The organism is Tardiphaga sp. 866_E4_N1_4 (assembly GCF_052076075.1).
Lineage (GTDB): Bacteria > Pseudomonadota > Alphaproteobacteria > Rhizobiales > Xanthobacteraceae > Tardiphaga > Tardiphaga robiniae.
The window spans coordinates 6,886,638-6,898,439 of the sequence record NZ_CP197242.1; the positions used below are offsets into that span (position 1 = coordinate 6,886,638).

The window sequence follows — 11,802 nt, forward strand, 5'->3', positions numbered from 1 at the left end:
CGATGGCATAAAAGTCAATTGCGCGGCGTCGGCGGCCATGGTGTAACCCGGCAAAGACGTCGTTTAGATCGACTCAAGACTACGCCGGAACCCATTGATGGCCTTATGGTTTGTGTTCGCCTTGATGACCGCCGCAGCGACTTTCGCCGTGTTGTGGCCGCTTGGCCGGACCCGCTCCGATGCCGGGGGCACCGAAGCCACTGTCTACCGGGATCAGCTCGCTGAAATCACCCGCGATACCGCCGCCGGCCTGATCGGGCCGACCGAGGCGGAAGCAGCGCGTGTCGAGATCAGCCGCCGTCTGCTGGCAGCCGTCGATGCCGAGGGCGCGGCGTCCGTGGGCAGCAGTCCCGGCTTTCGCCGCGCGGTGGCGCTGGTGGCGCTGATCGGCCTGCCGCTGCTGGCCATCGGCTTCTATCTGCCGCTCGGCTCGCCTGCCATGCCGGACTTTCCGCTCGCGGCGCGCAACCAGTCGCCCAGTCCCACCCAGCCGCTGGACAATCTCGTCGCACAGGTCGAGCAGCATCTCGAGAAAAACCCGACCGACGGCCGCGGCTGGACCCTGTTGGCGCCCGTGCTGGCGAAGATCGGCCGTACCGACGATGCGGTGCGCGCGTTCCGCAATGCGATCACCTATGCCGGCGATACGGCCGCGCGGCGCGCCGATCTCGGCGAGGCCATGGCGATGGCCGGCAATGGTGTCATCACCGCGGATGCCAAGACCGAATTCGAACGCGCTGTCGCGCTCGATGCTGGAGAGGTCAAGGCCCGCTACTTCCTGGGCCTCGCGGCCGAGCAGGACGGGCGTGGCAGCGACGCGGCGGTGATCTGGCGCGACATGCTGGCAAAGGGACCTGCGGATGCGCCGTGGCGTCCGGTGGTCACGGCGGCCCTGGCGCGTGTCGGCGGCAGCGCTCCGAAATCAGGCCCGAACCTGCCGGCGCTGTCGGAAGACACGATCGCGTCGGTACAGGGCATGAATGCAGGCGACCGCAATGCGATGATCCATGGCATGGTCGACCGGCTTGCCACGCGGCTCAAGCAGGATGGCAGCGATGTCGAGGGATGGTTGCGGCTGGTGCGTGCCTATATGGTGCTCGGTGAGCGCGACAAGGCAAAGAGCGCGCTTGCGGATGCACGGGAGGCGGTCGGCACCGATGCCGAGCGGCTGCGCAAGCTGAACGATGGCCTGAAAGACACCGGGCTGGATGGGTAACGCGCAATGACACGCAAGCAGCGACGATTGACGATGATCGGTGGAGCGCTGGTGGTGCTCGCCATCGCGGCCGGGCTGGTGCTGAACGCGCTGCGCGATTCCATCGTGTTCTTCTCGACGCCGCAGATGGTTGCCGAAAAGCAGATCCCCGTTGGCAAGCGCTTTCGTCTCGGCGGCATGGTCGAGCAGGGCTCGCTGGTGCGCGGCGATAATCTCGCCGTGAGCTTCAAGGTCTCCGATGGTGGCGCAACCTTGCCGGTGAACTACAAGGGCATCCTGCCGGATCTGTTCCGCGAGGGGCAGGGCGTTGTCGCCGAAGGCGCGATGGATGCGTCGGGCGTGTTCAAGGCCGATACGGTCCTGGCGAAGCATGACGAGAACTACATGCCGAAGGAAGTCGCTGACGCGCTCAAGAAACAGGGGCGCTGGCAGGAAGGCGAGGGCGGCAAGCCCGTGATGTCGCAGGGCGCTGCCAAGCCTGTGGTGACGCAGTGATTGCCGAAGCGGGACACTATGCATTGGTGCTGGCGCTGGCGCTGGCGTTGATCCAGTCGACGGTGCCGATCATCGGTGCGCGCCTGCGCGATCCGGCATTGATGAATGTCGCGCGCTCCACGGCACTGGCGCAGTTGCTGTTTGCGGGGCTGTCATTTCTCGCGCTGACGACGCTCTATGTCACGTCGGATTTCTCGGTCGCCAACGTGTTCGAGAATTCGCATTCCGCCAAACCGCTACTCTACAAGATCACCGGCGTGTGGGGAAACCACGAAGGCTCGATGCTGCTGTGGGTGTCGATCCTCGCGCTGTTCGGCGGGCTGGTTGCCGCCTTCGGCAATAATCTGCCGCTGTCGCTGCGCGCGCATGTGCTGGCGGTGCAAGGCTGGATCGCTGCGGCGTTCTATCTGTTCATCCTGATGACCTCGAATCCGTTCCTGCGGCTGGCGCAGCCGCCGCTCGAGGGCCGCGATCTCAATCCGGTGCTGCAGGATATCGGCCTCGCGGTGCATCCGCCGATGCTCTATCTCGGCTATGTCGGCTTCTCCATCGCATTCTCCTTCGCCGTCGCCGCGCTGATCGAAGGCCGCATCGATGCTGCATGGGCGCGCTGGGTGCGGCCATGGACGCTGGTGGCATGGATCTTCCTGACGCTCGGAATCGCGATGGGCTCCTATTGGGCCTATTACGAACTCGGTTGGGGTGGTTGGTGGTTCTGGGATCCCGTCGAGAATGCCTCGCTGATGCCATGGCTGTCCGGCACCGCGCTGTTGCACTCCGCTGTCGTGATGGAGAAACGCAATGCGCTGAAGGTCTGGACCATACTTCTCGCGATCCTGACTTTCTCGCTGTCGCTGCTCGGCACCTTCCTGGTGCGCTCCGGCGTCCTCACCTCGGTTCATGCCTTCGCGACCGACCCGACGCGCGGCGTGTTCATCCTGCTGATCCTGTGCGTGTTCATTGGCGGCAGCCTGACGCTGTATATGTGGCGCGCGTCGTCGCTGAAGCAGGGCGGACTGTTCGCGCCGATCTCGCGCGAGGGCGCGCTGGTGCTGAACAACCTGTTCCTCACCACGGCCTGCGCCACGGTGTTCATCGGCACGCTGTATCCGCTGGCGCTGGAAATGCTGACCGGCGAGAAAATCTCGGTGGGCGCGCCGTTCTTCAATCTCACTTTCGGGCCACTGTTCGTGCCGCTGCTGCTGGCGATGCCGTTCGGGCCGCTGCTGGCGTGGAAGCGCGGCGATCTCAGAGGCGTCACGCAGCGGCTGATGGCGGCCGGCATTGCAGCGCTTCTGGCGGTGGCATTGGTCTGGGCATGGACGACCGGCGGTGCGGCGCTGGCGCCGCTGGCGATCGGGCTCGGCGTGTTCGTGATCGCCGGATCGATCGTCGATGTCGCCGAGCGAACCATGCTGTTTCGTTTGCCGTTCGACGCCGCGTTCCGGCGTGCGCGCGGATTGCCGCGCGCGGCCTGGGGCACGGCCTTCGCCCATGCCGGCATCGGCGTCGCGCTGATCGGCATCGTTTGCGAGAGCACGTGGAATACCGAATATATCGGCACCATGCAGCCGAACGATGTGGCGAAGCTTGCCGGCTATGAGCTCACGCTCAAGGATGTGATGCAGCGGCAGGGGCCGAATTTCCGCGAGAGCCTCGCGCGTTTCAGGGTGACGCGCGGCGGCGACGAGATCGGCGAGATGACGCCATCGAAGCGCAACTTCACCGCGCGGCAGTCCTCGACCACGGAAGCCGCGCTGCTGTCGCGCGGCGCCAGCCAGCTCTATATCTCGCTCGGCGAGGAGGCCGCCGGCGGCGCGGTTGCCGTGCGAATGTATCACAAGCCGCTGGTGCTGATGATCTGGTGGGGACCGGTGCTGATGGCCTTTGGTGGGCTGCTGTCGCTATCCGATCGGCGGCTGCGCGTCGGCGCGCCGAAGCCGGCAAAGGCGTCGCGCGCACTGCAGCCGGCGGAGTGACGGCGTGACACGCATTGTCGCAAGCCTCGCCTTTATGTTCCTGCTCGCTGCGCCGCTCGCGCATGCGGTGCAGCCCGACGAGATCATGAAGGACCCGGCCCAGGAAGGCCGCGCGCGCAACCTGTCGAAGGAGCTGCGCTGCATGGTCTGTCAGAATCAGTCCATCGACGATTCCGATGCACCGCTGGCGCGTGATCTGCGTCTCCTAGTGCGCGAGCGTATCGCCACTGGCGAAAGCGACAAGCAGGTGCTGGATTTCCTTGTGGCGCGCTATGGCGAATTCGTGCTGCTGAAGCCGCGGCTCAACCTGCACACGCTGCTGCTGTGGCTGCTGACGCCACTGGTGCTGATCGGTGGGGGCGTTGCCTTGTGGTGGCACAACCGGCGGCGGGGCAGGGCTGCAGGCGATGATGATGGCGTGATGACGCTCACCGCCGAGGAAGAAGCGCGGATCGAAAAGCTGCTCGCGGCGCAGAGCGAGACAAAATCGTCCTAGCCCAATCGTTGCCGCGGTCGGCTTCTACTTGGCCGCCAGCACTGCCTGGATGTTCCGACCCGTGCGTTCGATATGCTCCCGCAGGATCCGCGTTGCATCGCGTGTGCGGCGTTCGATCATCGCGTGGGCCATTGCCGTGTGTTCTGCAGGCACGTCGCGATCGGGCTGATGCTTCTTCAGAAAAATGCGGCGATAGCGATCGCTCTGGTCGTGCAGCGTCGCGCAGAACTGTCGCAGCAGCGGCATCTGGCACGCCGAGATCAGTTCGGCGTGGAAGGCGCGATGCGCAATCTCCCAGGCTTCCTGTTCAGCGGCCGAGCGTGAGCCGCGCTTGCAGCGGCTGAGCTGGTGCAGCGAGCCGAGCACGCGTCCTTCCCAGGCGACATCGCCGTGTTCGATGGCTTCCTTGACGGCGAGGCCTTCGAGTTCGACGCGTAGCCGGATGATCTCGGCGAGATTGCTCGCCGAGACCGGCGTGACGCGATAGCCGCGCTGGTCGATCAGCGCGACGAGTCCGTCGTTCTCCAGACGACACAGCGCTTCGCGCAGCGGGCTGAGGCTGACGCCGAAGGCGGTGCGTAGGCGATCAAGATTGAGTTTGCTGCCCGGCAGTAGGTCGCCGCGCATGATCGAATCCCGCAAGCGGGCGACGAGCGTGGTGGACAATGTGGTCGGGATCGCGCCGGCCGTAGTGGTGTGTGCGGTGCTCATGATGCCCGTCCGATGCTCTCGAAACCGTAAAGCGAAGCCGGATTATCCACCAGTGCCAATTGCTGCGCTTTGGGATCCGGCAGCCAGAGCGGGATGAGATCGACGAGGTCGCCATCGTTCGGCATCGCGACCGGGCAGATCGGATGTGGCCAGTTACTGCCCCAGAGGATGCGGTCGGGACGCGCTTCGACCACGCGCGCGATCATCGGCAGCATGTCGCGATGCGGATAGGGCTCCGCAGAGAGGCGATACAGGCTGGCGAGCTTGATCCAGCAGCGGTCGGTATCGAGCAATCGCAGCAAGGTTCGGAACGGTTCGGAGTCGACGCCTTCCGCAGCGCTGATCCGGGCGAGGTGATCCAGCACGAACGGACTGCGGACCTGCATCAGTTGAGGCGCGACATCGACCAGTTCGCTCGCTTTGTTGAAATGCAGCGCGAGATGCCAGCCGAGATCGAAGGTCTCGTCCGCGAGCCCCGCCAGATGCGCAAAGGACGCCCCGCCGCTGACGACGGTGGACATCCGGCAGCCCCGCATGCCGCGAAGGTGCATGTCTTCGAGCTCCTGTTGAGGCAGGCCCGACGGGATCACGGCCACCCCGCGCAACCGTCGCGGATTGATGTCGAGGGCTGCGAGGGTCGCGCTATTGTCTGTGCCATGAGCACCGCCATGCACGATCACGGCGCGGTCGATCCCGAGCGTTTCGTGGAGATGCATCAGGTCGTCATAGGTGCAGTCTTCCGGCGTGTAGCTGCGCTGTTCGCTGAACGGAAATTCGGCCTGCGGGCCGAAGACGTGGACATGGGTATCGCAGGCACCACGCGGCATCACAAATGCCGGACGCTTCGGATGGCGATCGGGGCCGGGGCAGGGCTTCGGTGCGGCGCCAGGCGTATGCGCACTCATCGTGGCAACTCCCTTCAAATAAGCGATCTTTGTTCGCTGAAAATAAACGGTGGCAATCAGCCGATTTGACGACAGCCTTAAGTAGTGCCAACATAAAATCGACGAAGCAAGAAAAATCGATTATTTGGAGGTTCGCATGCGGCACGTGGTTTCTGCACTGGTGGCTCTGGTCATGGTTTCGCTGGTCGGCCAGGTGGCCCATGCAGGATTTCCCGAACGCGGCATCAAGATCGTGGTGCCGTTTCCGGCCGGCGGATCGAACGACGTCGTTGCCCGCTTGCTCGGCACCAAGCTGCAGGAGCTCTGGGGACAGCCGGTGGTGATCGATAACCGTGCCGGCGGCGGCGGCAACATTGGCGCGGATGCCGTCGCGCGCTCGCCCGCTGACGGCTATACGTTGCTGCTGACGGCGCCCGGACCGCTCGCGGTCAATCAGTCGCTCTACGCGCAACTCCCCTTCAATCCTGCGCAGGATTTCACGCCGGTGGCGTTGATCGCATCGGTTCCGATCGTGTTGGCGGTCAATCCCGGCGTGAAGGCGACGACGGTGGCTGAGCTGATCGCGCTCGCCAAGGCGTCGCCGGGCAAACTCAATTTCGGCTCGTCCGGCTTGGGATCAACCAATCATCTGGCGGGCGAGCTGCTGAAGGCACGCGCCGGCATCGATATCGTGCATGTGCCGTATCGCGGCGCGGCGCCGGCGATGAATGACCTGATCGCCGGTCAGATCCCGATAATGTTCGACAACATGCCGGCCATTCGTCCGCAGGTTCAGGGCGGCACGATCCGCGCGATTGCCGTGGCCGGCGCAGCGCGCTCGCCTCTGTTCCCGGAGCTGCCGACCATGGCGGAGGCGGGGGTCGCGAATTTCGAGGCGTCGTCATGGTTTGGCCTCGTCGCGCCGGCCAAGATGCCGCCGGATGTGACGAAGATGCTGATCGACGGAGTGACCAAGGTGCTGAAGGACCCCGACATGGTGAAACGTCTCGCCGATGTCGGCGCCGAGCCCGGCACGCTGTCCGGTGACGCGTTCGCAGCGTTTCTGCGCACCGAGTCAGAAAAATGGGGCCAGGTGGTGAAGACAGCGGGTGCCAAGGTCGAGTAGGGACTTCGTGCCAAGATCGATTTGAAAACGGGAATCATATGACGAAGAAAATTGCGCAGCTCGACGAATTGAAATCCCGCTATGAGGGGATGATCGGCTTCACGCCGCCGAAGATCGCCAAGCGACTGGAACTGGGCATGCGCGTCGATCCCGCTCTGGTCACGGCGCTGGAGGACTGGCGGATTGCGGCGCTGACGCCGACGGCACTGGACCAGAAGACCGTGCAATTGATGTCGTTCGCGATCCTGCTGGTCCAGACGTCCGAAGCTGCTGCCAATCACGCAAAGGCTGCGATCAAGGCCGGCGCCACGCTTGAGGAACTGCACGCAAGCGCCGGAATCGCGGCGCTATTCCGCGGCGTTGCAGCCTTCAACATGGCCGGCGAAATCCTGGCCGGTCTGTTCCCGGAGACGGTTCAAAAAACCGGCGGCTGATACCGCCGCTGCATCTGCCGATATCGGGGTGATTCAGGCGCGTTGTCCCCGCGTCATCCCGCCACACCTGTATCCGCCAGATTACCAAACCTTAATTCCCCTGCCAGCCCGCGGTAAGGTGGAAACCTCCATCTTCAGATCACACAAGGCGCCTTGCCCCCGCGCCGTTGCTCTGGAGATTTTCTCGATGTCCGACCGCCCCACCGATTTTTCCGAATTGCCGTCCTACAAGGCGTCCCGCCGTTCGCTGTTCTCTGCGCGTAAATTCGCGCTGATGGCGTCGGTCGTTGCGGGCCTTGGTGTTGCCGCTTATGGCCTGTCGCCCTCCAACGGTCCGGTCGACATCTTCACCACCACTGCGCACGCGCAGGTCGACAAGCAGGTCAAGTCGCAGGCCGCGCAGCCGGTCGGCTTCGCCGATATCGTCGAGCGCGTGAAGCCGTCGGTGATCTCGGTCAAGGTCAACATGAAGGAAAAGGTCGCATCGAAGGATGACGACAACAACGGCGACTCGCCGTTCCAGCCGGGCTCCCCGATGGAGCGCTTCTTCAAGCGCTTCGGCCAGGACGGCGTGCCCCCGGGCATGCGCGGTGGTCCGCGCGGCGGCGGCCGTGGCGTCGTGAGCGGTCAGGGCTCGGGCTTCTTCATCTCGGCTGACGGTTTCGCCGTAACCAACAATCACGTGGTCGATGGCGCCGACAAGGTCGAGGTCTCGACCGACGACGGCAAGACCTATTCGGCCAAGGTGATCGGCACCGATCCGCGCACCGATCTGGCGCTGATCAAGGTCGAGGGCCGCACCGATTTCCCGTTCGCCAAGCTTGCTGACGGCAAGCCGCGGATCGGCGACTGGGTGCTGGCAGTCGGCAACCCGTTCGGACTCGGCGGCACCGTGACCGCAGGCATCGTCTCGGCCTCGGGTCGCGACATCGGCAGCGGTCCGTATGACGATTTCATCCAGATCGATGCGCCCGTGAACAAGGGCAATTCGGGTGGTCCGGCTTTCGATACGTCGGGCGAAGTGATGGGCGTCAACACCGCGATCTATTCGCCTTCGGGCGGCAGCGTCGGCATCGCGTTCTCGATCCCGGCCTCGACCGTGAAGACGGTGGTGGCGCAGCTCAAGGACAAGGGTTCGGTCTCGCGTGGCTGGATCGGCGTGCAGATTCAGCCGGTGACCCAGGATATCGCTGACAGTCTCGGCCTGAAGAAGGCGGAAGGTGCGCTGGTCGCCGAGCCGCAGGCCGATGGTCCGGCAGCCAAGGCCGGCATCAAGTCGGGTGACGTCATCACCGCGGTGAATGGCACGCCGGTCAAGGATGCACGCGAACTCGCCCGCACCATTGGCGGCTTCGCGCCGGGCAACACGGTGAAGATCAACGTGCTGCACAAGGGGGAGGACAAGGTTCTGTCCATGACCCTCGGCCAGTTGCCGAACACGGTAGAGGCGAAGGCCGATGTCGATAGCGGTGACAAGGGATCGTCATCGCGCGGCAGCGACGTGCCGCGGCTTGGCCTCACGGTCTCGCCCGCGAGCAGTGTCGCCGGTGCCGGCAAGGACGGCGTGGTCGTGACCGGCGTCGATCCGAAGAGTGCCGCTGCCGAGCGTGGCTTTAAGGAAGGCGACGTCATTCTCGAAGTCGCCGGCAAGAGCGTGACCAATCCCGGCGATGTGCGCGAGGCGATTGTCGCCGCGCACAACGACAACAAGAACAGCGTGCTGATCAGGGTTCGCTCGAACGGCTCCTCGAAGTTCGTGGCCGTTCCCCTCGCGAAGAGCTGATCACCGCACATGAACGGAGAGTGTCGCCGGCATAGTCGCCCCCGCTGACGGCTCTTTCCAGGGGGCGAGCCACAAACTCGCTCCCGCTGCTTCCTTTCGATGGAAAACGCCCCCCTCCGTTGAAAGGCCAATGGGCGGTGAAGTTTCCCCCAGCTTCACCGCCTATTCTTCTTTCTGCCCCGAAGGATAACCGGCGGGCATTCCGCCGCCTTGCATGAAAGCCCGGTGCGCGCCATGGTGACCGAGACTCACAAGATCCACAGCGAATCCGATCCCCAGATGCGTCTGCTCATCATCGAAGACGACCGCGAATCCGCCGACTATCTGGTCAAGGCCTTCCGTGAGGTCGGCCATGTCGCCGATCACGCCAGCGATGGCGAGGAAGGTTTCGCGCTCGCCGATTCCGGCGATTACGACGTGCTGGTGGTCGATCGCATGTTGCCGAAGCGCGATGGTCTCTCCGTCATCGGCGGCCTGCGCGACAAGGGTAACCGGACGCCGGCGCTGATCCTCTCGGCGCTGGGCCAGGTCGACGACCGCATCAAGGGCCTGCGCGCCGGCGGCGACGACTATCTGCCGAAGCCTTATTCATTCGCTGAGCTGCTCGCGCGCGTCGAAGTGCTGTCGCGCCGCCAGGGCGGTCCCGCTGAAGAAACGACCTATCGCGTCGGTGATCTCGAGCTCGACCGGCTGTCGCATGGCGTGACGCGCGGTGGCCAGGAACTGATCCTGCAGCCCCGCGAATTCCGGCTGCTCGAATATCTCATGAAACATGCCGGGCAGGTGGTCACCCGCACCATGCTGCTGGAAAACGTCTGGGATTATCATTTCGATCCGCAGACCAACGTGATCGATGTCCATATCTCGCGCCTGCGCTCGAAGATCGACAAGGGCTTTGAGCGTCCGCTGCTGCACACGATTCGCGGCGCCGGCTATATGGTCCGCGACGGCATGAAGTGAGCGGCGGCCCCTCGCGCATCTATGGCTGTTCTTCGTCGAACGGCGCGTTGATCACCAGTTCGACGACGGAGCTTGCCTTGTAGCCCGCCACGAAACGTTCGCCGAAATCGCGAATGAAGTTGTCGTAAGTGGTGCCGGGTTGGGTCCGGGCGATATGGCAGAAGCAGCGAGTCATTTTCTGCTTCATTCCCAAACGTGGAAATTCCGCGACAATTGCCGCAACTGCGCTCGGCGGAATAAGCTCATACTGCAAGCCGACGACATCGAAGCAGATGCCGGCGGTGCAGAGTGCGACTTCGGCTTCCTTGAACAGCCCAATCGACGGCGTGGAATTGAGCGCAACGCTATCCCAGATCAACTGTGCACGGCTTCGGTCGAAGCCATGCTCCCGTACAAAGAGACGCGCGAGGTCGGCGCCTTCTACTTCGAAGCGACGCGGTCCGGCGAAGCGTTCATTGAGTGTGATGTCATGCAGCAGTGCTGCGACGGCGAGAACCTCGCCGTCGTGCTCGATGTTCTGCAGTTGAGCGAGCCGCACCGCAAACAACCATGACCTAACGACATGGTTGAACAGGTACGGTTCGCAACTGTTCCGGGCGTGGTCGATCGCGCTGGCGATGATGGCCGTATCGGGGACGGTTACTCCCGCCAGTTGCCTGTCATTGATCTGTTGCATGTTCATCGCCTCGCTCTACCGGACCGTGAAGGTTGCTTGTGCTAGCTCTTCAGGAATTTCAGCAGCTCGGCATTGACCTGATCCGCATGGGTCGCCGTGATGCCGTGCGGTGCGCCGGGATAATAGACATCCTTGGCACCCTTGATCAGCTTGGCTGATTTCACCGCGGAGTCCTTCACGGGCACGATCTGATCGTCCTCGCCATGCAGGACGAGGGTGGGGATGTCGAACTTCTTCAGGTCTTCCGTGAAGTCCGTTTCCGAGAACGCCTTCACGCTCTCATAGGCGTTCTTCGCGCCGGCCTGCATGCTCCACAGCCAGAACTGATCCAGCGTGCCCTGCGAGACTTTCGCGCCGGGCCGGTTGGCGCCGTAGAAGGCGATCGCCAGATCCTTGTAATATTGCGACCGATCTCCGGCCACACCGGCGCGGATGCCGTCGAACACCTCGATCGGCAATCCTTCGGGATTGGCTGGTGTCTTCAGCATGATCGGTGGCACCGCCGCGATCAGCACCGCCTTCTTCACGCGCTTGGTGCCGTGGCGGCCGATGTAGCGTGCGACTTCGCCGCCGCCGGTGGAATGGCCGACCAGCGTCGCGTCCTTCAGATCGAGCGTCTCGATGACTGCGGCGAGATCGTCGGCATAACCGTTCATGTCATTGTTGTTCGAGGCCTGGCTGGAGCGGCCATGACCGCGGCGGTCATGGGCGACGACACGGTAGCCATGCTGGGCGAGAAACAGCATCTGGCCGTCCCACGCGTCGGCGTTGAGCGGCCAGCCATGGGAGAAGGTAACGACCGGGCCCTTGCCCCAGTCCTTGTAATAGATTTCGGTGCCGTCCTTTGTGGTGATGGTGCTCATGGTGCGATGTCCTTTGTGAGCGTGAGGTTTCGTTGGCTTATCCCCGGCCTTGCCCTCGGCGATCGAGGGCAAGCCGGCAGTGATCGCGGTGATGGCGGCAGCTGCGAGCAGATCGCGACGGGAGGGTGTCGAGCGCGGAACGTCGTCGGTCATGGTCGGTCCTTGGTTGGCGGAGAGGC

The 11,802-nt window shown here is 63.8% G+C and carries 12 protein-coding genes; 8 read left to right on the forward strand and 4 right to left on the reverse strand.

Annotated elements, in window-relative coordinates:
* Positions 1-97: 97 nt before the first annotated feature.
* From ccmI to AB8B20_RS32810, 4 genes are read left to right on the forward strand one after another with little or no spacing between them, the layout of a single operon-like run.
* Positions 98-1,216, forward strand: coding sequence for a c-type cytochrome biogenesis protein CcmI (ccmI, locus tag AB8B20_RS32795; RefSeq protein ID WP_439071202.1), 1,119 nt, complete (start codon positions 98-100; stop codon positions 1,214-1,216).
* 6 nt (positions 1,217-1,222) lie between these two features.
* Positions 1,223-1,711: a cytochrome c maturation protein CcmE gene (ccmE, locus tag AB8B20_RS32800; protein WP_068730510.1), complete on the forward strand. Its 489-nt coding sequence runs from the start codon at positions 1,223-1,225 to the stop codon at positions 1,709-1,711.
* Positions 1,708-3,690 (forward strand): heme lyase CcmF/NrfE family subunit, encoded by a 1,983-nt coding sequence (locus AB8B20_RS32805; RefSeq protein ID WP_439071203.1) that lies wholly within the window; start codon positions 1,708-1,710, stop codon positions 3,688-3,690. The genes ccmE and AB8B20_RS32805 overlap by 4 nt, the downstream gene beginning before the upstream one ends.
* Before the next feature lie 4 nt (positions 3,691-3,694).
* The gene (locus tag AB8B20_RS32810; RefSeq protein WP_439071204.1) at positions 3,695-4,186 is read left to right on the forward strand and encodes a cytochrome c-type biogenesis protein; all 492 of its coding nucleotides are present in this window, start codon (positions 3,695-3,697) and stop codon (positions 4,184-4,186) included.
* A 24-nt stretch (positions 4,187-4,210) separates the two neighbouring features.
* On the opposite strand, the gene AB8B20_RS32815 is transcribed toward AB8B20_RS32810, so the two are convergent.
* Positions 4,211-4,897: a GntR family transcriptional regulator gene (locus AB8B20_RS32815; protein ID WP_439071205.1), complete on the reverse strand. Its 687-nt coding sequence runs from the start codon at positions 4,895-4,897 to the stop codon at positions 4,211-4,213.
* A complete protein-coding gene (locus AB8B20_RS32820; RefSeq protein WP_439071206.1) occupies positions 4,894-5,802 on the reverse strand; it encodes an amidohydrolase family protein in 909 nt (302 codons plus the stop codon). The genes AB8B20_RS32815 and AB8B20_RS32820 overlap by 4 nt, the downstream gene beginning before the upstream one ends.
* A gap of 136 nt (positions 5,803-5,938) precedes the next feature.
* On the opposite strand from AB8B20_RS32820, the gene AB8B20_RS32825 reads away from it, so the two are divergent.
* From AB8B20_RS32825 to AB8B20_RS32840, 4 genes are all read left to right on the forward strand, one after another.
* Positions 5,939-6,907 (forward strand): Bug family tripartite tricarboxylate transporter substrate binding protein, encoded by a 969-nt coding sequence (locus AB8B20_RS32825; RefSeq protein WP_439071207.1) that lies wholly within the window; start codon positions 5,939-5,941, stop codon positions 6,905-6,907.
* Positions 6,908-6,945: 38 nt separating this feature from the next.
* Positions 6,946-7,341 carry a carboxymuconolactone decarboxylase family protein gene (locus AB8B20_RS32830; protein WP_439071208.1) on the forward strand — a complete coding sequence of 132 codons (396 nt, stop codon included), beginning with the start codon at positions 6,946-6,948 and terminating at the stop codon, positions 7,339-7,341.
* A gap of 187 nt (positions 7,342-7,528) precedes the next feature.
* Positions 7,529-9,124: a Do family serine endopeptidase gene (locus tag AB8B20_RS32835; protein WP_439071209.1), complete on the forward strand. Its 1,596-nt coding sequence runs from the start codon at positions 7,529-7,531 to the stop codon at positions 9,122-9,124.
* Positions 9,125-9,403: 279 nt separating this feature from the next.
* Positions 9,404-10,084, forward strand: coding sequence for a response regulator transcription factor (locus AB8B20_RS32840; RefSeq protein ID WP_068730718.1), 681 nt, complete (start codon positions 9,404-9,406; stop codon positions 10,082-10,084).
* Between the two features lie 19 nt (positions 10,085-10,103).
* Here AB8B20_RS32840 and AB8B20_RS32845 read toward each other — a convergent pair whose 3' ends face one another.
* Positions 10,104-10,760 carry an HD domain-containing protein gene (locus AB8B20_RS32845; RefSeq protein ID WP_439071210.1) on the reverse strand — a complete coding sequence of 219 codons (657 nt, stop codon included), beginning with the start codon at positions 10,758-10,760 and terminating at the stop codon, positions 10,104-10,106.
* Between the two features lie 41 nt (positions 10,761-10,801).
* Complete coding sequence (locus AB8B20_RS32850; protein ID WP_199712083.1) at positions 10,802-11,776, reverse strand: alpha/beta fold hydrolase; 975 nt, start codon at positions 11,774-11,776, stop codon at positions 10,802-10,804.
* Positions 11,777-11,802 lie beyond the last annotated feature (26 nt).

Bases quoted from the DNA above. Each gene is read 5' to 3' on its own strand.
- AB8B20_RS32815 (WP_439071205.1), bottom strand. From the start codon at position 4,897: ATGAGCACCGCACACACCACTACGGCCGGCGCGATCCCGACCACATTG.
- AB8B20_RS32830 (WP_439071208.1), top strand. From the start codon at position 6,946: ATGACGAAGAAAATTGCGCAGCTCGACGAATTGAAATCCCGCTATGAG.
- ccmE (WP_068730510.1), top strand. From the start codon at position 1,223: ATGACACGCAAGCAGCGACGATTGACGATGATCGGTGGAGCGCTGGTG.
- AB8B20_RS32825 (WP_439071207.1), top strand. From the start codon at position 5,939: ATGCGGCACGTGGTTTCTGCACTGGTGGCTCTGGTCATGGTTTCGCTG.
- ccmI (WP_439071202.1), top strand. From the start codon at position 98: ATGGCCTTATGGTTTGTGTTCGCCTTGATGACCGCCGCAGCGACTTTC.
- AB8B20_RS32845 (WP_439071210.1), bottom strand. From the start codon at position 10,760: ATGCAACAGATCAATGACAGGCAACTGGCGGGAGTAACCGTCCCCGAT.
- AB8B20_RS32850 (WP_199712083.1), bottom strand. From the start codon at position 11,776: ATGACCGACGACGTTCCGCGCTCGACACCCTCCCGTCGCGATCTGCTC.
- AB8B20_RS32840 (WP_068730718.1), top strand. From the start codon at position 9,404: ATGCGTCTGCTCATCATCGAAGACGACCGCGAATCCGCCGACTATCTG.
- AB8B20_RS32820 (WP_439071206.1), bottom strand. From the start codon at position 5,802: ATGAGTGCGCATACGCCTGGCGCCGCACCGAAGCCCTGCCCCGGCCCC.
- AB8B20_RS32835 (WP_439071209.1), top strand. From the start codon at position 7,529: ATGTCCGACCGCCCCACCGATTTTTCCGAATTGCCGTCCTACAAGGCG.